The following is a 20,024-nucleotide window of genomic DNA, read 5'->3' on the forward strand; positions in this document are numbered from 1 at the left end:
CCGTAATTGTGTAAACCTATTTTAGTACTAACTTTAAAGTGTAAACTAACACCAGTATTAACAACCAATAGTGTAAACTTTTTTCAGGACGGGTCATAGGTTACAAAAAAATCTTGTTTCATCTTGTTTCACTGCATTTTCGCATAGAATTGATTATCAGAGTACTAACCAAAAATCTTGTTTCACTTGTTTCATCTGTGTCACACACGCATGAAACATACACACTTTTGAAGCTTACGATACCGTTAACTCGCCACGCAGATCGACTTCTAACAGTCGTCTAACCTCATTAGCATCGTCGTGCTGGCCAAGCAAGTACATCATTTTGGTAACCGCAGCTTCAAAGGTCATGTCGTAACCGTTGGTTACGCCTATATCTTTTAATTGTTTGCTGGTATCGTAACGGCCCAGCTCAACGGTGCCTACTTTACATTGCGATATATCCAGTATCACTTTGCCGCTATCAATGGCGTTTTTAAGCAAGTCGGTAAACCATTGGTCGGTGGTGGTATTGCCGGCGCCGAAGCTTTCCATTACTATGCCGCGCACCGGGGCATTTACTACGGCCTCAACCACCTTTGGGCTAATGCCCGGATAAAGCTTTAGTACAGATACGTCGTTTACCAGATTTTTATGCAGGGTTAATGGCGCGTCCACAGGCTGCCTGATATCGTTTACGCTGAAGCGCAGGTGTACGCCCGACTCGGCCAAAATAGGATAGTTAGGCGAGCGGAAAGCTTCAAATTTTGATGAATTATATTTAAAAGAGCGGTTGCCCCTAAAAAGTTTATAATCAAAATAGATACAAACTTCTGGTACCCGCGCACGGTCATTCTTCTTAGATTTCGCTATCTCAATAGCCGTCATCAGGTTCTCCTTAGCATCGGTGCGGATAGCGCTGATTGGTAGTTGAGAACCGGTAAAGATCACGGGTTTAGCCAAATTCTCGAGCATAAAGCTCAAGGCCGATGCGGTGTACGACATGGTATCAGAACCATGCAGGATAACAAACCCATCTACCTCGTCATAATGCGACTCGATTAAACCGGCCAGCTGGCTCCAAATCTCGGGGTTCATGTTTGATGAGTCGATGATCTCTTCGAACGAGTGAACTTTGATCTTGCAATTAAGTTTCTCCAGTTCGGGTACGTTATCCATTATCTGCTCAAAGTTGATAGGTTTAAGCGTTTTGGTAACAGGATCGGTCATCATGCCTATGGTACCACCGGTATAGATGATAAGTATCTGGCTCATTGAAATGGTATTAGTGGTAAATAAGTTTGTTCCTTACACTCCAAAAACCTGTTTTGAGTTAGCGGTAGTAACTTCGGCAACGGTTTGTATATCGGTTTGATATATGTCTGCCACCTTTTGAGCAATATAAGTTAAATAAGAACTCTCATTAGGTTTACCTCTGTGCGGAACGGGGGAAAGATACGGAGAATCAGTTTCTAAAACGATATGGCTTAAATCAAACTGGGGTAATATTTTGTCAAGTCCGCCATTCTTATAAGTCACTACGCCGCCTATGCCTAAGTAAAAACCCAGGTCGATAGCGCGTTGAGCCTGCTCGGCATTACCGGTAAAACAATGGAAAATTCCGAACAGATCAGCGTCTTTTTCTTCTTCTAAAACTGCAAACACCTCATTAAAAGCTTCGCGGCAGTGTATCACTATGGGTAGTTTTAATTCTTTAGCCCAGGCAATTTGCTGCTTAAAGGCTTGTACTTGTATATCAAGGGTTGTTTTGTCCCAATAAAGGTCAATACCTATCTCGCCAATGGCATATATCGTACTGTCTTTTTTGCTGTCGCGTATGATGGCTATTTCTGCTTCCCAATCCTCTTTTACAGAGCAGGGATGCATGCCCAGCATAGGGTAACACATGTCCGGATACTCTGCCACCAGCCGGTTTATCTGCGCTATTGAGTCAACATCAACATTAGGCAAAAACAGGCGCGTAATGTTGCTATCTACACAACGCTGCACCAGTGCGGCGCGTTTCTCGTTATCGTCCTGATAGTATAGGTGGGTATGCGTGTCTGTCAATATCATGCTACAAAAGTAAAAAAGCCTTCCGGTTTATCCGAAAGGCTTTCTTCATGCTATTGTTTCTTTTTGGTAACTGTCGTTGTTTTTTTGACAGTGCTTGTTTTAACTGCCGGCTTCTTAGCTGTGGTTTTCTTAGCTATCGGTTTTACTGCCTTTGCTTTTTTAACCTTTACCAGCTCCACATCAAATACCAACGGACTAAATGCTTTAATTTCCGGCCCGGCCGCGTTAGCGCCATAAGCCAGTTTTGATGGTATTACAAATGTAGCTTTTGTGCCTGCGTTTAATAATAACAGGCCTTCATCCCAACCTTGTATCACAGCGCCCTGGCCAACCGGGAATGCAATAGGCTCGTAATTACGGCCGGGTTGCTGCAATCCTGCTGCCTTTGCATCGGCTTCAACGCTTGAGTCAAATACCTTACCCTCAAGGGTACGGCCGGTGTAGTTTACAAAAACGCTGTCGCCGGGTGCCGGTTTCAGGCCGGTTCCTTGTTTAGTGATCTTATATTTTAAGCCCGAGGCTGTAGTGGCTAAAACAAGGCTTTTGTCAGCAATATACTTTGTTAAAGCACCGCTCTCTTCTGCTTCTGCTTTGGCGCCAATTTCTTTAGCTTCTGCTTCTGCTTTTGCTCGGGCGGCCGTTGCCTCGGCCATTGCCTCTTCCATTGATTGCACGCGCTCAACTTTTATATAGATATTAAGGTCGCTGCCTTTAGCGAAAAAGGAAGGGCGGTCTGCTTCCCGGCCTGCAAACAGTGTGTCGGTAGGTACTTTTATCCAAACACTGTCTTTAACAGTTAACAGCGGGAATATCGCCATCATGTCTTCTGTGCCCTTTACCTGAGCCTGGGCAGGGGCACCCATTTTATAAGTGCTGTTTAATAAAGAGTCTTTATCATTACGTTGAGTAAGGTTAAAGGTAACCACTTCATTTTCTTTAATCCTTGGCCCCGGGTTATTGGTGATAATTTTAAAACGCACCCCTCTGGCTGATTTCTGAAATCCGTCCTGCGCGTCGGCCTTAACAGCAAAAGCTGTTAGCAAAATATAAAAAAGATATTTTTTCATAATTAAAAAAGCCTTCCTTAAAATAAGGAAGGCTGTATAATTTTAAGTTAACAATTATTTTTTTGCAGTAACAGGTGCTGCAGATGGTTTAACAATGTCAATCACTTCAACATCAAATACAATTGGCGTATAGCCAGCTATCGGGCCTGCACCTTGTGCGCCATAACCCAGGGTTGATGGTATTACAAAAGTAGCTTTAGCACCTTTGTTTAACAATTGTAAACCTTGATCCCAACCTGCAATAACAGCTCTTTGACCAACCGCAACACGGATAGGTGCAAACGGGCGCTGATCTGCACCCGGTAATTTAGCTTTAACAGCTTCGTCTTTAACACTTGAGTCAAATACTTTACCATTTATTAAATGGCCGGTGTAGTTAATAACGGCAGTGTCGCCAACCGCAATGTTAGGGCCCGAACCAGCTTTGGTAATAGCATAGTATAAACCAGAGTCTGTTTTAGTTACATTCAATTTTTGCTCGTCAATATATCTTTTGATTTTAACAGGCTCTTTAGTTTTTTCAGCCTCGGTCATGTCAGACATGTATTTGGTAACTGTTGATTGAAATACCTGATCCGTCATAGTGCCTTTAGGTATAACTTTTACAATTTTTAAATCGTAAATAACAGATTTGCCTTTAAAGTTTGGCGGGCGTTGAGCTGTTTTGAAAATGCTGTCAGCAGATAATTTAATGCTTGCGCTATCACCTTCAGTCAATAAAGTTATTGCTTCGTAAATATCACCTTTAAATTGTGCTTTAGGTAATACCATTGGGCTTGGGCGGCCTTGCTCATAAGTACTTAATAAAACTGAGTCAGCATCATTTTTAATAACCAGGTTGGCTAAAACAAAATCGCCTTCTTTAATTCTAGGGCCTGATTTTTCGGTATATATATTATATAACATGCCGTTATTTCCCTTCTTGTATCCACCATTACAGCTTGCCAGTCCAATAGCGGCAAGTGCTAAAAACATCAGATTTTTTTTCATTTTAAATTTATTGAATTAGTAATTTTTTGTATTCGGGTAAAATTTGTTTTAACTGATTAACAACCTCTTGCAAGCTTGCTGATGATTGCCCGCCGGCAGCATTTCTGTGACCGCCGCCGCTAAAGTACAATTTACAAATCTCATTTGCAGGAAAATCTCCTTTAGATCTTAATGAAAGTTTGACTTTATCATCGCGCTCAACTATAAAGGCTGCTAAACGTATACTGGCAATTGATAATGCATAGTTAACTATACCTTCGGTGTCGCCGGTATTAACGTCATACTTTTGCAGATCTTGTTTGTTTACAACAATTAATGCGGTATTAAATTCTGGCAGTATCTCCAGGCAGCTGCTTAGGCAATGGCCCAAAAAGCGCAGGCGGTTTTCTGATGCGCTGTTATAAACCAACTCATGTATACGATAGTTAACCGCGCCGGCATCAATCAGATCGGCAATAACGCGGTGAACGGATGATGTGGTGTTAGGCAACCTAAACGAGCCCGAATCTGTCATGATACCGGTATAAAGGCAAGTAGCCACATCTTTATTTATTAGCTTTTTATTGTCAAGTATATCGGTAATAAAGCTATGTACTAGTTGTGCTGCCGCGCAGGCATTGATGTCCCAATGACGATAGTCGTCAAAATCCTCTGGCTCCAGGTGATGGTCAATCATGATCTTTTTTGCGTCGGCCGCTCTAACCAGCTCGCCCATTTCGTTAATGCGGCTTAGGTTGTTAAAGTCGAGGCAAAAAACGATATCAGCTTCGGCAATTAATTGTGCTGAGCGTTCTTTATTATCTGTATAAATTACCACTTCTTCGTTGCCGGGCATCCACGTTAAAAAATCGGGATAGTCTGAAGGCGTAATAACGGTGGTGTGGTGGCCCTGTTGTATTAAATAGTTATACAAACCCAACGACGAACCCATAGCATCGCCATCTGGCTTATGATGCGTAGTGATAACGATTTTTTTTGGTTGGTTTAACAGGTTTTTAAGCGACGCGATATCTAACATCAGTTTTTAAAAAAGAGTTGCAAAGCTATGTAAATAAATATTTAAAGCGTTCATAATTAAAATAAAAAAGCTTTAAGGTTCGGCAACAAAACCATACTTTTGCCCCATTATTTACAGGGATAAAAATTAATGTGCAGAAAAGCCTGCAATTAGCCCAAAGAAAAGCGAAAAATGGCAAGCAATAGAACATTTACAATGATTAAGCCCGATGCTGTTGGCAATGGCCACATCGGTGCAATTTTGGATAAGATAACCAAAAGCGGCTTTAAAATAGTAGCGTTAAAACTTACAGCTTTAAGTGCCGACAAGGCAGGCGAGTTTTACGCGGTACATAAAGAGCGTGGTTTTTATGCAGACCTGGTTAAATTTATGACATCAGGCCCTATAGTAGCTGCTATCTTAGAGAAGGATAACGCTATTGAGGATTATCGTAAACTAATTGGCGCTACTGACCCTACTAAAGCTGAGGCAGGCACCATTCGTAACCTGTTCGCAAAATCAATTGATGCAAATGCGGTACACGGGTCAGACTCTGACGAAAATGCTGAAATTGAAGGCAATTTCTTCTTCTCGGCTTTCGATAGAGTTTAAAACTTTACTTATACGAAAGTGGATTCTTAAAAGTTTCGATTTTATCGAAGTTTTTAAGAATTTTTTTGTTTAAAGCTTGCAGGCTAGTTATTTAATTGATAGATTTACACCAAGATACGGTGTAAATGTGCAGGCCGATAGTAGTTGTACACCAGGCGTATTTAAAATAAATAGATATGAAACCCATCCTCAGAATGTTGCTTTACATACTTTTAGTAGGCGTAGTGGTGCTGGTTCATGCCTTGTTTTTTGTTCACCATCCGCCAGAAGTTCAGTTAGCATTTTTAACGCCGGGCATCACCCTGCTTGCGTACTCCATTATCAGAGACGATCTTTACAGAAGGCCTACTGTGCGTTGGGCTAGAGGAAGATAATATCCGTTATCAAATCGGTCTTAGCTTCATTATTCACCTTTTGAATAATTTGTAACCGGATCATCATCAATTCGTTTTTTATTACAGATGACTCTATACGCAGGTATAGTTTTTTGTCGTGGATAAATAATTCTTTAGTACGGTTAGCAACCGATTTGCCTACTAGCTCGGGCCAATGCGCTATAATACCCGTCTCGTCAAATTTACGCTTGATTTTATAAACCTGCATCATTTGCTCCAGGGCTTCTTTAAGTGTTTTGTCGTTTGCTTTACGCATCAATAGCCCCTTCTTTTACTTGAAATACCCGTACAGGTACGTTAATGTTGTTAAATACATTTTGTACCCTTCCCGGGCTGGTGTCGGTTATAAATACCTGTCCAAAATTATTGTTTGATACCATTTGCATTAGTTTGGTAACGCGCAGGTCATCAAGCTTATCAAAAATATCATCAAGCAACAGCAGCGGCTTAAAGCCTTTTTGCTGCGTAAGAAAACTATACTGTGCCAGCTTAAGCGCAATCAGGAAAGATTTTTGCTGCCCCTGCGAGCCAAATTTTTTCATCGGCATGCCGTGGATGGTAAACTGCAATTCATCTTTATGTATGCCTGCGGTGGTGCGTTCCAGTATGCGGTCTTTCTCTAAAGTTCGTTTAAGTAGCGCGGCAAAGTTATCATTCAGTAACTGCGACTCATACACCAACTCTACCTGCTCGGCTTCATCGCTTATAAAACGGTAATGCTGGTTAAATACGGTTGTGAAGGTATCCATAAAAGCACGGCGTTTTTCAAATATCCGTGTCCCCGATGCAATAAGCTGATCATCCATGATCTCTAGCAGGGTAGGGTCATAGCGGCCTGTGTCGGCAATTTGCTTTAGCAGGGCGTTGCGGTTAGCCAATACCTTATTATAGATAATCAGTTCATCCAAATAATGATTATCGGTTTGCGATATCACATTATCAATAAACTTTCGCCGCTCTTCGCTACCCTCTATAATGATACTGATATCATACGGCGATACCATTACCAGGGGCAGCAGGCCTATATGGTCTGCCAGGCGCTGGTAGTCTTTTTTGTTACGCTTAAACTGCTTCTTCTGGTTACGTTTAACCGAGCAGGCAACAGCTTCGTTCTGCTCGTTTTTGTCAAAGCTGCCCGTAATGATGAAAAAATCGGCGCCTTGCTTTATCTGCTGGCTATCAATTGGGTTAAAATAACTTTTACATAACGACAAGTAATGTATGGCGTCAAGCAAATTGGTTTTGCCGGCGCCATTGTTCCCCAAAAACGCGTTGACGCCTTCGCTGAAGGTCATTTCTGCCTCGTCGTAGTTTTTAAAATTGATTACAGATAGCTGTTTCAGGTACATATCGCGGCTCAAATTTAGTAATTAGACGGTTGGTTTAAGGCGTTATTCGTCATTAAAAAAATGCAGCTGCCGATTAAAATAAAAAGGTATTGATAAAACTTTTTAAATAATGTAGTTTTGCAGCCTTTAATTTATATTAGAATAGAAATGTCAATAAACCAGGAGACTACAACTGTACAGAACAAAGAAGAAGGACTTGTACAGGTAAGTAAATTTACGCGCGACAACCAGAAAAGCTTAATCTTTATCGCTACCGCTATAGTAGCTATGATATTGATTTACGTGCTTTACCAAAAACTATATTTAGCGCCAAGGGAGTCAAAAGCAACTGATCAAATGCATGTTGCTCAGGATTTTTGGGCCAGAAAAGAATGGGACAAAGCTATTAAAGGCGATGCGGGCTATCCTGGGTTTGAAAAGATCATTAACGGTTACAGTAACACCAAAGCGGCTAACCTTGCAGCCTATTATTTAGGTGTTGCGTACTTAAATAAAGGCGAATACCGCAAAGCTATTGACAACCTGAACAACTACCGTGGTGACGATTTTATGGTTGCTGCCGAAGCTTTTGGTAATACAGGCGACGCTTACGTTGAGTTAAAAGACTATAGCAATGCTGCTACTTACTTTAAAAAAGCTGTCGATAAAGCAAGCAATAGCTTCTTGTCGCCTTTTTACCTTAAAAAATTAGGCTTGGTTTACGAAGCTCAAAACGATAACAAATCGGCTTTAGACGCTTACAAAAGCATCAAAAACGATTACGGTACCAGCACCGAAGCGCAGAGCATTGACGAGTACATCGCACGTTTAGAAGCGAAATTGTAATAAAAGACCGGTGATTAAAGATTAAAGATCAGTTAGGCGCTAAGCAAACTAATCTTTAATCTTCAATCTTTAACACCCCCACACCAAATGGCTACCCTGCTAAAAAACCTCTCAGATTTTTCTCAGACAGAAATACCTTCGGCAGCGCCATACAAATTTGGCATTGTAGTAGCCGAGTGGAATGCCGAGATTACCAATGCATTATACCAGGGCGCTTACAACAGCTTAATAGCAAACGGTGCTTCTGCCGAGAATATCGAAACATATCCTGTTCCAGGCAGCTTTGAATTAACAGCCGGTGCTGAGTTGTTACTGAAATATAAAAACTTTGATGCAATAATTTGCCTTGGCTGCGTTATACAGGGAGAAACAAGGCATTTTGATTTTATATGCGATGCTGTAGCGAATGGCGTGAGCAATGTTAGTATTAAACATTCAAAACCGGTTATATTTGGTGTGTTAACTACCGATAACCAGCAGCAGGCTTTGGACCGGGCGGGTGGCAAACATGGCAACAAAGGCGATGAGGCAGCAATAACAGCTATCAAAATGGCCGACCTTGCTAAAACTTTACAGGGGTAATTTCCGTTAAAGTATATATTACAGATATCAGGACAATGAAAAGAGGAATATTTATAGCATTCATGGCATTAACTTTAGGCAGTATGGTTTCATCATGCTCTAGCAAAATTTGCCCTGCTTACGCTTCTTACCCTAAAGGCCGCCGCTAATATTGCAGTTGGCTAAAACAAACAAACGTTTGACGTTGTAATTACTTAGAACGCTTTAAGCATTCTTACCTTTGTAAATATGACGTGGATACAACTACAATCAGCAGAACAGCTGAACGATATCAAACAACAACCAGGCTACAGTTTAATTTTTAAGCATAGCACCCGCTGCTCTATCAGTATGATGGCTAAAAGGCGGTTTGAGTTAGATTGGGATAATCTTCCGAAGGAAATGCCGCTATATTTTTTGGACCTTATACAGTACCGCGAAATTTCAGGCCAGGTAGCACAGCTATTCCAGGTGCATCATGAGTCGCCGCAGCTATTGCTGATTAAAAACGGCGAGTGTATCCTTGATCAATCGCACGGGCAAATCTCTATTGAAGAGGCGTTGTTGGAAATAAGCTGATAAAGTTTATTGATTAAAGTTAAAGATTGGGCCTGTTAGGCCCAAAACCAGTTATTATATATAAAAGGCTTAGCAAAATGATATTGCTAAGCCTTTATTTTTAAGAGCGACAAGACGGCTCTTTAATCACCAATCTTTAAAAACCAAAATCCACCGTCTTTATTACATCAGGGTGCAGGCTTACCGCCACAGGGCAGCCCAGGGCGGCTCTACTTAATATTTCTTTTTCCTTATCGGTATATTCTTTCGGGAATTTAAAGGTGGTGATCACCTCTGCCACGCGGCGCGGGCTGGCAGCCATAACTTTGGTAACCTCGCATTCGGTGCCTTCCATTTCAATCCCGTGCGCATCGGCGGCAATGGCCATAGTGGTTAGCATGCAGCCGGCTAATGATTCGGCCAATAGATCTGTTGGCGAAAATGCCTCGCCTTTACCTTTATTATCGGTAGGTGCGTCAGTAATAATCTTTGTTCCTGATTGTAGGTGTGTAGCCTCGGTGCGTAAGCCGCCAAGGTAAGTGGTGTGTATAGTTGCCATGATGTTTTTATTTCGATGTCGAATTTCGATTTCGGATTTATACTTCTTGCAAATTTAAAATCTTTATCAGCTTTAGCTCTATCAATCCACTGTAATATTTATTGGGGCAGTTTATTTGATTAGCTGCTTTTTACCTACTTTTGCTTTATGATCGAATTGCCGGTAGTTCCAGTTGAACAGAAGCAGCGTAAGCCAGATTGGCTTAGGGTTAGGCTTCCAGTGGGGAAAGAGTATGCGCATGTACGTGGCTTGGTTGATACGCATAAGCTGCATACCATTTGCGAGAGCGGCAACTGCCCTAACATGGGCGAGTGCTGGGGCGCAGGCACAGCTACTTTTATGATCCTGGGCAATATTTGCACCCGGTCGTGCTCTTTTTGTGCTGTCGCAACCGGCCGCCCATTGGCAGTTGATATGGACGAACCAAACCGTGTGGCAATGTCGGTAAAGCTGATGCAGGTTAAACACTGTGTTATTACATCGGTTGACCGTGACGATTTGAAAGATGGTGGTTCTATTATCTGGGCCGAAACTATTAACGCTATTCGCAGAGAAAGCCCTGAAACTACTTTAGAAACCCTGCTGCCTGATTTTAGGGGCCAATGGGATAACCTGGCCCGCGTGCTGGAGACCCGCCCTGAGGTAGTATCGCATAATTTAGAAACTGTGCGCCGCCTTACCAAAGAGGTGCGGATACAAGCCAAATACGATCGGAGCCTTGAGGCCTTGAAACAGGTATCAGCCGAAGGCTTACGCACTAAATCGGGCATAATGTTGGGCTTGGGCGAGAAGGAAGAAGATGTTTTAGAGGCTATGGATGACCTGCTGGCCGCTGGTGTACATATATTGACCCTGGGCCAATATTTACAACCAACACGCAGCCACCACCCGGTGGTTGACTGGATACATCCGGATCAATTTGCTTTTTACAAACAAATTGGGTTAGATAAGGGTTTTAAGTATGTCGAGAGCGGTCCGTTGGTACGGTCATCTTATCATGCTGAAAAACACTTGTTTGAAATCTAACATTTGATTTATATCTTCACCACTTGTGAGTAAGAAAAAAATAACCCTAACAGAAGAAGAGCTGGTTGCTGCGTTGCAGAACCGCGAAAAAATTGCTGTCGAGGCTTTGTACGATATGTACTCGGCATCGCTGTTTGGTGTTATCTCGCGTATTGTAATTGACGAAGCTACTGCTGAAGACCTATTGCAGGAAACTTTTGTAAAAATATGGCACTCTTTCTCGAGTTATAGTGCCGATAAGGGCCGCTTATTTACCTGGATGGTAAACATAGCGCGCAACCTTTCTATAGATAAATTAAGATCTAAAGATTTTAAAAACAATAGTAAAAACCAAGAGCTTGAAAATAACGTAACTTTCATTGACGAACAAAGAAACACTGTTTACAAGCCTGAGTTAATGGGTATAAAAGAGCTGGTACAGAAGCTTAAACCCGAACAAAAGTCGATACTTGATCTGGTTTATTTTAAAGGTTATACCCATGTTGAGGCTGCGGATGAACTCGGCATTCCGCTGGGCACCATTAAAACCCGGTTACGTATGGCAATTATCCAACTCAGGAAGAACTTTAATTGAAGCCGAAAAAGTGGAAGACGTAAAAGCATTTATTGAATCTGGTATCCTTGAACTTTATGTTCTGGGAGACATTACTGCTGCCGAAAGGGAGCAGGTTGAAGCCATGGTTCAAGAACACCCTGCTGTAAAAGCAGAGTTAAATGAAGTGGAGAAGGCGCTTGAAATGTATGCATCAGTTAATGCTATGGAGCCATCGGCTCATCAGCGTACTAAAATATTGAACAGCCTGGTTACCAACCTTGCCGACGACAATACCTTTAAGACTAAAAACACCGAAGCAACCGTTGTTGAATTACCATTAGCGGCATCAAATACAACCAACTTTTATAAATATGCATTTGCTGCCAGTGTAGCCTTGTTGCTTGGTAGTATAGTTGCTATTTACGGACTGAACAATAAATTGGAAGAAAAAGACGCTGCCTTAGTGGCCGCATCTTTACAAAATCAAAAATTTAGTAAAACAGTTGACTACATGGATAACGAGCTGGGTGTATTTAGAGACAGCAGTTACAAAGTCATTCGGTTAAAAGGGACTGATAATTTACCAACCGGTAGCTTATTAGTGGCCTGGAGCCCGGCTAAACAAAAGGTGATGATAGACCTGAAGTCATTAGATATGCCGGTCAACGATAAGGATCACCAATACCAGTTATGGGCATTGGTTAACGGAAAACCGGTTGATTTAGGTGTATTTGATAAAATTGCAGGCGATACCGTAACCATGCAGGAAATGAAATCAATTGCCAGTGCTCAGGCCTTTGCGGTAACCCGCGAGCCGAGGGGGGGCAGTGTTAACCCTACCATGAGCGAAATGATGATTATTGGCCAGTTTGAAACACCTGCAACAAAAAATCTATAACAAAAATCATTTTCGTTGTAACGAATACAAAATACCGACGTCTTATATAAAACCAGAAGTATTCGTTCTTTATAAGATCAGTTAATAAGTAAATTTAAACGGCCGTATAATACTTGCGGCCGTTTTTTTTATGCCGTTAATTTTGCCATGGTTAAAGGCAGTTGTTGTGCCAGGCGGCCTGGTAATACAACATTCATACGGTTAGGCGTGGCAAGCTCATCGCCAGCTTTGCCATGTAAATACACCCCGGCAATGCAGGCATCCTGCGGCGAATATTTTTGTGCTAATAACGATGTTATAATTCCCGTCAAAACATCTCCCATCCCCCCTGTTGCCATTGCCGCATTACTTGTTGAATTAAAATATGCTTTACCATCAGGTGTAGCCACCATAGTATAATCATTTTTAAGTACGATACAGATATGATGCTTAGCTGCCATCTTTGTAGCCGTTTGCAAACGCTGCCACCAGTTGTTATGTTTGCCAAACAGGCGGTCAAACTCTTTCATATGTGGTGTAAGTATGGTGCCCTCTGGTACGTTTTGCCAAAGGGATGTGTTTTCGGCCAGCAGGTTCAGCGCGTCGGCATCAACTACTATGGGTTTGTTATAATTCTCAAACACGGCGGTAAGCAAATTGAGCGCTGCCGTGTCTTTGCCGAGGCCGGGGCCTATGGCTATTGCTGTAAACTGCTCCCAGTTTACATCTGGCAAGGCACCTTCTTTTCTAATTATCGCCATCAATTCGGGCAAATAGGTATTTAAAGCAGTGAGGCCACTTTCGGGTATGCAAGCGGTAGTTAACCCCGCGCCGGCATACGCACTTCCGGCGCTGCTCAACAAAGCAGCCCCCATAGTTTTGGCTTGCCCCGCTATAATGAGCGCGTGGCCGTAAGTGCCTTTGTTACTAAAGCGTTTACGTGGTTTTAAAATAGATTTGATATCCTTTTCGCTCACAAATTGATAGGACGACTCAAGCGATTGGACAAAGCCTTCATCAAGGCCAATATTCACTACCTCCCAGCAATTAATATGCGGCGCCGACTCAGGCAGCAGGAAGTTTAGCTTAGGCTGCTGAAAAGTAATAACCAGGTCAGCCTTAACAACCGTGGCATCTGCTGCCATTTCTCCATCAGGCAAAAACCCGGTAGGCACATCAACCGCAACTACAGTTTTGTTAAGCGCATTAATATGTTGTGCCAGTTGCTCATAATCGCCGCTTAGCGGTTTATTAAGGCCGCTGCCCAATAGCGCATCTATCAGGATGCTTGCGTTTTCTGCAGGTAAAACCCCATCCCGTTTTAGTTCGTGCAAATCAAGGCCCATGTTTTTAATACGGTCAAGATTAGTATTAAAGTCCTCGGTAGCATTGTCAGAAAAGCGGGCTATTTTAACATCGATGTTAAGATACCTATGGTCATACAACATACGGGCTATAGCTAATCCATCGCCGCCATTATTGCCAGTGCCACAGTAAACAGCGATGGTTAGATCTTTGTCCTGAAAATGATTGATAAACCATCCTACAAATGCCTTAGACGCCCGCTCCATTAGATTTACAGAACTTATAGGCTCGGTGATAACAGTATGGGCATCCGCCTGTCGGATTTGTTGGGCAGTAAGTAGTGGTAGCATATAGTATAAATTTAAGCTTTATACCTTTTGTTTTGTAATTGTTTTTTGGGCGATGTGCGTATACACATGTTTGTCTAATAACTCGCCCCGTAAAAAGAGGTTATCTTTCAGTACTTCGGCCTTGATGTAGCCGGCCTTTTGAAGCACCCGCATAGATGCCATGTTTCGCCCCGACACATGCGCATTAAGCTGACTTATGCCAAGGATTTTTAAGGCGTAATCTGTAAATAATATTACAGCCCCGGTAACAATACCTTTGCCCCAATATTGTTCGCTTAGCCAATAACCAATCAATGGTTCATCCTCGCCAAAGTTATCAATGCCCACAACGCCGCAAACCTCACCGTCAATCACAATCGGGAAGTTGGTTGCAGGGTTTTCATTTATTTTTAGGTTTATGAAAAACCCGGCATTAGCTAAAGTATAGGGCGATGGGAAGCGATCGAGCAAACACAGCGCTATGTTGACGTTGTCTGCATGCTTTTGCAGGGCCGGGGCATCAGTCAATTGCCAGTTTCTGAGTGTAAAGCCGTTTCCTTGTAGTTCCATTTTAATAGCAGTCATAAATTTAGTATAATTACCTCAACTGATACTCATTGCAATTTATGAAACTACGTTTTACCCTCATTCTCATCACGTTTTGCAGCGTTGCCCTGGCGCAACAACTGGAAACCCTGACTATAGAAAAGATCATGCGCGATCCAAAATGGATTGGCGTGGCCCCATCAAATATCCGTTGGAGCGAAGACAGCAAAAACCTCTATTTTAACTGGAACCCCAATAAAACAGAGCGCGACGAACTGTTTGCCATAACTCCCGCTAACATCAAACCGGTATTGGTAAGCAAGGCTGATCAGTTTAAGTTTCCTGCTGATGGTGAGTGGAACAAAAAGCACACCATCAAGCTATATGAGAAGAGCGGAGACCTTTTTGTTTCTGACGCTAAAACCGGCAAAATACTGCAACTAACCAACACTGTTGAGCGCGAAGCCAACCCAAGCTTTAGTGGCGATGAAAGCAAGGTGCTATTTATGCGGGGCGAGAATTTGTTTACCCTAAAACTAAACAGTGGCGAACTGGTGCAGATCACCAATTTTACTCATCCTGCCGCTGGTGCATCGCCACAGCCGGTAGCAGCAACCGCCGGTAGACGTGGCGGTATACAAGCCGAAGCGTCGTCAGGCCGCACAACAACTACCGCTGGTAACGAGCAGGAGCGCTGGCTGAAAGAGCAGCAACTGGAGCTATTTGATATCATTAAAGTAAAAGATAAGGACCGCAAGCTTGACGCGGCCGAACTTAAGGCCCCTGAAGCCAAAAGATTAAGAGAGATAGGCATAGGCGATCAGTCTGTAAATGGCGTCGCGCTTAGCCCGGACGGGCGTTATGTAACCTACACGCTGAGCAAACGGGCTGCCGATGCAAAGAATACTATTGTGCCTAATTATGTAACCGCATCAGGTTTTACAGAGGATATCCCGGGACGTACCAAGGTTGGCGCATCACTGGCAACGTCTGAGTCGTTTATTTTTGACCGGCAGCGCGATACTGTTTACAAGATAGCTATCAAGGGGATCCCGGGGATAAAAGACATCCCGGCTTATTTTAAAGATTACCCCAAAGAACTTGAAGCACGTACAAAACGCAATGAAGACCGCAAGGTAGCTATGCGTGCGCCATTATGGAGCGAGGACGGCAAGTATGCAGTTGTGGTAGTAAACGCACAGGACAATAAGGACCGCTGGATAATGAAGCTTGATGCGGTCACCGGCAACTTAACCCTAATTGACCGTGAGCATAACGATGCCTGGGTAGGTGGCCCGGGAGCGCGCACCCTGGGTTGGCTTGACAACACACATCTGTACTACCAAACAGAAGCTACGGGTTACGCGCACATTTATGTTGTGGATCTATCGACAGGCGCTAAAAAGCAGATCACCGACGGCAAGTGGGAAGTGCAAACCCTGCAATTATCTAACGATAAAAAGAGCTTTTACTTTACAGCTAATATAGATCATCCGGGTATAACCCACTTTTACCGGGTGCCCGTTAGCGGTGGCACACCAGTAAAATTAACCAGTATGAAAGGTGGCAATGTGGTAGCCTTATCGCCTGATGAGAAGTGGCTGGCCATCAACTATTCATACTCAAATAAACCGGGCGAGCTTTATATACAAGCTAATAAAGCCGGTGCTACACCGGCGCAGGTCACCAATTCTATTACAGAAGAATTTAAGTCGTACCCATGGCGCGAGCCGGAGGTGATATCCTACAAAAACCGTTATGGCGGCGATGTATACGCACGCCTGTATCAGCCTAAAAAAGCAGATCCGGCTAAACCGGCCCTGGTGTTTGTGCATGGCGCAGGCTACCTGCAAAACGCGCATTACTGGTGGAGCACTTACTTCCGCGAGTATATGTTTCATAATATGCTGGCTGATAACGGGTATACGGTACTCGATATCGACTACTCGGGTAGTGCAGGTTATGGCCGCGACTGGCGCACAGCCATATATAGACACATGGGCGGCAAAGACTTGACAGATCAGGTAGACGGCGTTAAATTATTAGTGGATAAGTATGGCGTTAACCCAAAACATGTTGGCTTATACGGTGGCTCATACGGTGGTTTTATTACGCTGATGGCTATGTTTACCGAGCCTGACGTGTTCGCGGCGGGTGGCGCTATCCGGTCGGTAACAGACTGGGCGCATTATAACCACGGTTATACCGCTGCCATTTTAAATGAGCCATTTAACGATGAGAAAGCTTATCGCCAAAGCTCGCCTATTTATTTTGCCAATGGCTTAAAGGGTAATTTGTTAATGCTGCACGGTATGGTTGATGTGAACGTAAATTACCAGGACATCATTCGCCTTACACAAAAACTGATTGAACTGCACAAAGAGAACTGGGAACTGGCATCCTATCCCGTAGAAGATCATGGCTTTGTACAACCCAGCAGCTGGACCGACGAGTATAAGCGTATTTATAAACTGTTTGAGCAAACGCTGAAAAAGTAATATGTCAAAGTATCGCCCCTTTCGCGGGCGGTTGTATTGCTTCTCGTTTGCGTAGAATTATTGTTACTATTAGGTTTCCGGCCTTTTCTTTTTAGTAGTTTTATCTACTTAAAGATTAACCAATCTATAAACCGAATATAGCTTAGTTTTATAATAATTATGAAAAAAATAAGAAATCTTGTTTGGGCTGTAATTGCTTTGCCCGCCCTTTCGTACGCGCAGACAAAAGCCCGCCTTACAAGTTACGTTAATCCATTGATGGGTACAACGGTTTTAACTGACCCGGCTCTGCTTGGTTATGATCCGCCGTGGCGCACGTGGAATGGCCTTACCGGGCCGGGTGCTACGCTTCCGCACGGCATGGTACAGGTTGTGCCGGTTACTACCTATGGCAGTGGTAGTGGTTACGAGTACGAAGTAAAAACTATCAAAGCCATTGCTCAAACCAGCGGAAACCATTGGGGGGATCTTAATATCCCAATTATGCCATTGGAAGGAAGCAGTTTTACAGCTGATGATTTTGAATCGACTTTCAGTCATGCCACAGAAAAAGTACGTCCGGGTTATTACGAGGTAATGCTTGATCGCTATAAAATCAAAGCAGAACTCACCGCCACTAAAAGAGTCGCGTATCATAGATACACCTATACAGGTGGCAAAGAAAAAAAACTGGCGTTTGATCTTGTACACGCTGGCGGTGGCAGCAGTACCTGGGAGCTTAACAAAGCCGGCGATAACATAGTGGTTGGCAAACAGGGTGGCTTATACTTTTATGCGGTGATAAATCATAAGATCAAAAGCATTGATATCAACAACCGGAATCCAAATCAGCCTGGCGTCCCGCGTAGCGGCCAGGGTGCAGGCGGGCAGCGCAAAATAACAGGCAACATTGATGTGCCGGTTATTAGCTTTGAGCCGTCTGACAAACCGTTAGAAATTAAAATTGCATTGTCGCGCGTTAGCGCAGAGGGCGCAAAACGTAACTATGATACAGAAATAGCAAATAAAACCTTTGATCAGGTTTATAAAGAAGCTGACGCGATTTGGGAGAAAACCCTTAACAAAGTAAAGGTTACCGGCGGAACAGATAAACAAAAAACGATGTTCTACTCTTGCCTTTACAGGCAGTTTTGTGTGCCCAGTGTAACCAGCGATGCCGATGGTAAAATAGCACTTGGCGGTGGCGGCAGGCGCCAAAATGCAGGTGATGCTGCACCGAGGGATACAGTTGTAGGCTTTGAAACCTATGCAAGCCCGGCAATCTGGGATGTTTTCCGTACACAGTTGGTGGTTATGGATCTACTGCAGCCTGATGTAAGCAACAATATTATTAAGTCTATGATCCTTAGCGGAGAGCGTTCTGGATTTCTGCCTACTTCTTTTCACGGTGATTTCGCTTCATCCTATATTGCAGGGGCCTATGCGCGCGGTGTAAGAGATTATGATGTGCAGAAAGCTTATCGCTTAATGCTTAACAACGCCAATACCGCTACCAGCGATGGTATCAGGGGCCCAAGGCCGCACAATGCCCAGTATTTAAAACTTGGATATGTGCCCGAAGTAAATATCCCGAATGCAACAACCGAAACGGTATCTACCGCGGGAGCCACTAAAACGCTTGAGTTTGCTTATTCAGATTATTCCGTAGCAAAACTGGCTAAAGTTTTGGGCGATAATCAGACATTTAATACTATGATGAAACGTAGTCAAAACTACAAGCAGGTATTTGATGCTAAAACCGGGTTTATGAGAGGCCGCCTTGCAGACGGATCATGGGTTACGCCTTTCAATCCCAGCTATCCTTACTACGAATATATGTACCGCGAGGCAAATGCCTGGCAGGCATCATTCTTTGTACCACAAGATACCAAGGGACTTATAGCACTTTACAAAAGCCCTAAAGCCTTCGAACTTAAAGTGGATTCGCTTTTCTCTGAAAAATGGGGAGGTTATGCCAAGGATAATTTATCGGTTTTTATGGGTCAGTTTTGTATGGGTAACCAGCCGGGCTTTACTTCGCCTTACTTGTATTACTTCATTAACAAACCAGAAAAATCGCAGGCCATACTTACTAAGTTGTTGTCAGATTATTTCGGAATGGGTCCTGAAGGTCTTGCATTGGCGGGAATGGACGATTATGGGTCGTTAACAGGATGGTATGTGTTAAATGCAATGGGGATATACCCGTATTCGCCGGCAGACCCTGAATATATCGTATCGGTGCCTATTTTCGACAAGGTAGAAATGCAGCTTGGCAACGGTAAAACGTTTACCATTAATAAAAAAGGCAGCGGGAAAAATATAAGTAAGATCAACATCGGTGGACAGCCTCTTAAAGGGTGGTTTGTTAATCAGGATGATATAAGTAAGGGTAAAGCTTTAGACATTTATACAAAATAATGTTTTATAAAAGGCCGGCTGATAATTTTAAACGATGCGCCTGTATTTTACTGTTGGCATTCATGGCGGGCTGTAACCCGCAACCAGTTGTAAACGCTATACAAGTTAAATATGCCGACAATCACGCTGTAACTATAACCGGAATTGATGCTGCAATATTAAATGATATTGATCGCGACTCTGTTAAAAACTGGCAGAGCCTGTTGGCCATTTATCGCATGCCGGCGGACACTGATATGAAAGATTATCAACCCATACAGCCCGGGAAATACCTGGTTAAAGATGGGGGGCTGGTTTTTACGCCGGATACAGCATTTACAGCACAACAGGTATATTTTGCACGCTTCTATAATTATAGTGGTAACAAAACCTTGTGGCAATACATAAAAGGCAACACATCTAAAGGGCAATTGCATTATACTGATTTGATTTTTAAGCCATAAACTTTGATTTTTTAACTTTTGTAACTATATTTGCATTTAATAACTAACGAGGGGGCCATTTGCCCCCTCTTTTAGTTTACCAATCATTCCCGTTGAT

At 43.1% G+C, this 20,024-nt stretch carries 21 protein-coding genes; 11 read left to right on the plus strand and 10 right to left on the minus strand.

Features of this window, described 5'->3' with window-relative positions; all coding sequences use genetic code 11:
* Positions 1-234 precede the first annotated feature (234 nt).
* The 5 genes from ACFSYC_RS07555 to ACFSYC_RS07575 are packed head-to-tail and all read right to left on the minus strand — an operon-like array spanning position 235 to position 5,130.
* Entirely contained in the window at positions 235-1,254 is a 1,020-nt protein-coding gene (locus ACFSYC_RS07555) for an asparaginase (RefSeq protein ID WP_377125191.1), read from the minus strand.
* 33 nt (positions 1,255-1,287) lie between these two features.
* The gene (locus ACFSYC_RS07560) at positions 1,288-2,055 is read right to left on the minus strand and encodes a TatD family hydrolase (RefSeq protein WP_377125194.1); all 768 of its coding nucleotides are present in this window, start codon (positions 2,053-2,055) and stop codon (positions 1,288-1,290) included.
* Positions 2,056-2,105: 50 nt separating this feature from the next.
* The gene (locus tag ACFSYC_RS07565) at positions 2,106-3,122 is read right to left on the minus strand and encodes an FKBP-type peptidyl-prolyl cis-trans isomerase (RefSeq protein ID WP_377125197.1); all 1,017 of its coding nucleotides are present in this window, start codon (positions 3,120-3,122) and stop codon (positions 2,106-2,108) included.
* A 54-nt stretch (positions 3,123-3,176) separates the two neighbouring features.
* A complete protein-coding gene (locus ACFSYC_RS07570; RefSeq protein WP_377125200.1) occupies positions 3,177-4,112 on the minus strand; it encodes an FKBP-type peptidyl-prolyl cis-trans isomerase in 936 nt (311 codons plus the stop codon).
* 7 nt (positions 4,113-4,119) lie between these two features.
* Entirely contained in the window at positions 4,120-5,130 is a 1,011-nt protein-coding gene (locus ACFSYC_RS07575) for a DHH family phosphoesterase (protein ID WP_377125203.1), read from the minus strand.
* Positions 5,131-5,301: 171 nt separating this feature from the next.
* On the opposite strand from ACFSYC_RS07575, the gene ACFSYC_RS07580 reads away from it, so the two are divergent.
* Both ACFSYC_RS07580 and ACFSYC_RS07585 read left to right on the plus strand, forming a co-directional pair.
* The gene (locus tag ACFSYC_RS07580; protein WP_377125206.1) at positions 5,302-5,721 is read left to right on the plus strand and encodes a nucleoside-diphosphate kinase; all 420 of its coding nucleotides are present in this window, start codon (positions 5,302-5,304) and stop codon (positions 5,719-5,721) included.
* Between the two features lie 176 nt (positions 5,722-5,897).
* Positions 5,898-6,095 carry a hypothetical protein gene (locus ACFSYC_RS07585; protein WP_377125209.1) on the plus strand — a complete coding sequence of 66 codons (198 nt, stop codon included), beginning with the start codon at positions 5,898-5,900 and terminating at the stop codon, positions 6,093-6,095.
* Here the strand turns inward: ACFSYC_RS07585 and ACFSYC_RS07590 are convergent.
* Together ACFSYC_RS07590 and recF are read right to left on the minus strand one after the other, a co-directional pair.
* The gene (locus tag ACFSYC_RS07590) at positions 6,082-6,372 is read right to left on the minus strand and encodes a DUF721 domain-containing protein (RefSeq protein WP_377125212.1); all 291 of its coding nucleotides are present in this window, start codon (positions 6,370-6,372) and stop codon (positions 6,082-6,084) included. The genes ACFSYC_RS07585 and ACFSYC_RS07590 overlap by 14 nt on opposite strands.
* Positions 6,365-7,465 carry a DNA replication/repair protein RecF gene (gene recF / locus ACFSYC_RS07595; protein WP_377125215.1) on the minus strand — a complete coding sequence of 367 codons (1,101 nt, stop codon included), beginning with the start codon at positions 7,463-7,465 and terminating at the stop codon, positions 6,365-6,367. The genes ACFSYC_RS07590 and recF overlap by 8 nt, the downstream gene beginning before the upstream one ends.
* 147 nt (positions 7,466-7,612) lie before the next feature.
* On the opposite strand from recF, the gene ACFSYC_RS07600 reads away from it, so the two are divergent.
* The 3 genes from ACFSYC_RS07600 (at position 7,613) to ytxJ (ending at position 9,430) form a co-directional block, all read left to right on the plus strand.
* The gene (locus ACFSYC_RS07600) at positions 7,613-8,290 is read left to right on the plus strand and encodes a tetratricopeptide repeat protein (RefSeq protein WP_377125218.1); all 678 of its coding nucleotides are present in this window, start codon (positions 7,613-7,615) and stop codon (positions 8,288-8,290) included.
* A gap of 87 nt (positions 8,291-8,377) precedes the next feature.
* A complete protein-coding gene (gene ribH / locus ACFSYC_RS07605; protein ID WP_377125221.1) occupies positions 8,378-8,872 on the plus strand; it encodes a 6,7-dimethyl-8-ribityllumazine synthase in 495 nt (164 codons plus the stop codon).
* Between the two features lie 228 nt (positions 8,873-9,100).
* A complete protein-coding gene (gene ytxJ, locus ACFSYC_RS07610) occupies positions 9,101-9,430 on the plus strand; it encodes a bacillithiol system redox-active protein YtxJ (protein ID WP_377125224.1) in 330 nt (109 codons plus the stop codon).
* 136 nt (positions 9,431-9,566) lie between these two features.
* Here ytxJ and ACFSYC_RS07615 read toward each other — a convergent pair whose 3' ends face one another.
* The gene (locus ACFSYC_RS07615; RefSeq protein WP_377125226.1) at positions 9,567-9,968 is read right to left on the minus strand and encodes an OsmC family protein; all 402 of its coding nucleotides are present in this window, start codon (positions 9,966-9,968) and stop codon (positions 9,567-9,569) included.
* A 147-nt stretch (positions 9,969-10,115) separates the two neighbouring features.
* On the opposite strand from ACFSYC_RS07615, the gene lipA reads away from it, so the two are divergent.
* From lipA to ACFSYC_RS07630, 3 genes are read left to right on the plus strand one after another with little or no spacing between them, the layout of a single operon-like run.
* On the plus strand, positions 10,116-10,994 hold the full coding sequence (gene lipA / locus ACFSYC_RS07620; RefSeq protein WP_377125229.1) for a lipoyl synthase: 879 nt from the start codon (positions 10,116-10,118) through the stop codon (positions 10,992-10,994).
* A 25-nt stretch (positions 10,995-11,019) separates the two neighbouring features.
* A complete protein-coding gene (locus ACFSYC_RS07625) occupies positions 11,020-11,568 on the plus strand; it encodes an RNA polymerase sigma factor (protein ID WP_377125232.1) in 549 nt (182 codons plus the stop codon).
* Complete coding sequence (locus tag ACFSYC_RS07630; protein ID WP_377125235.1) at positions 11,474-12,427, plus strand: anti-sigma factor; 954 nt, start codon at positions 11,474-11,476, stop codon at positions 12,425-12,427. Before ACFSYC_RS07625 ends, ACFSYC_RS07630 begins: the two co-directional genes overlap by 95 nt.
* A gap of 128 nt (positions 12,428-12,555) precedes the next feature.
* On the opposite strand, the gene ACFSYC_RS07635 is transcribed toward ACFSYC_RS07630, so the two are convergent.
* Positions 12,556-14,061 (minus strand): NAD(P)H-hydrate dehydratase, encoded by a 1,506-nt coding sequence (locus ACFSYC_RS07635; RefSeq protein WP_377125237.1) that lies wholly within the window; start codon positions 14,059-14,061, stop codon positions 12,556-12,558.
* Between the two features lie 18 nt (positions 14,062-14,079).
* On the minus strand, positions 14,080-14,625 hold the full coding sequence (locus ACFSYC_RS07640; protein WP_377125240.1) for a GNAT family N-acetyltransferase: 546 nt from the start codon (positions 14,623-14,625) through the stop codon (positions 14,080-14,082).
* 41 nt (positions 14,626-14,666) lie between these two features.
* On the opposite strand from ACFSYC_RS07640, the gene ACFSYC_RS07645 reads away from it, so the two are divergent.
* The 3 genes from ACFSYC_RS07645 (at position 14,667) to ACFSYC_RS07655 (ending at position 19,927) form a co-directional block, all read left to right on the plus strand.
* Positions 14,667-17,084 (plus strand): S9 family peptidase, encoded by a 2,418-nt coding sequence (locus ACFSYC_RS07645; protein ID WP_377125243.1) that lies wholly within the window; start codon positions 14,667-14,669, stop codon positions 17,082-17,084.
* 159 nt (positions 17,085-17,243) lie between these two features.
* Positions 17,244-19,484, plus strand: a complete 2,241-nt coding sequence (locus ACFSYC_RS07650) for a GH92 family glycosyl hydrolase (RefSeq protein WP_377125246.1) — start codon at positions 17,244-17,246, stop codon at positions 19,482-19,484.
* Positions 19,484-19,927 (plus strand): hypothetical protein, encoded by a 444-nt coding sequence (locus tag ACFSYC_RS07655; RefSeq protein ID WP_377125249.1) that lies wholly within the window; start codon positions 19,484-19,486, stop codon positions 19,925-19,927. The genes ACFSYC_RS07650 and ACFSYC_RS07655 overlap by 1 nt, the downstream gene beginning before the upstream one ends.
* Positions 19,928-20,024 lie beyond the last annotated feature (97 nt).

Origin of the sequence: Mucilaginibacter antarcticus, assembly GCF_042686155.1 — a bacterium.
Classification (GTDB): Bacteria; Bacteroidota; Bacteroidia; order Sphingobacteriales; family Sphingobacteriaceae; genus Mucilaginibacter; species Mucilaginibacter antarcticus.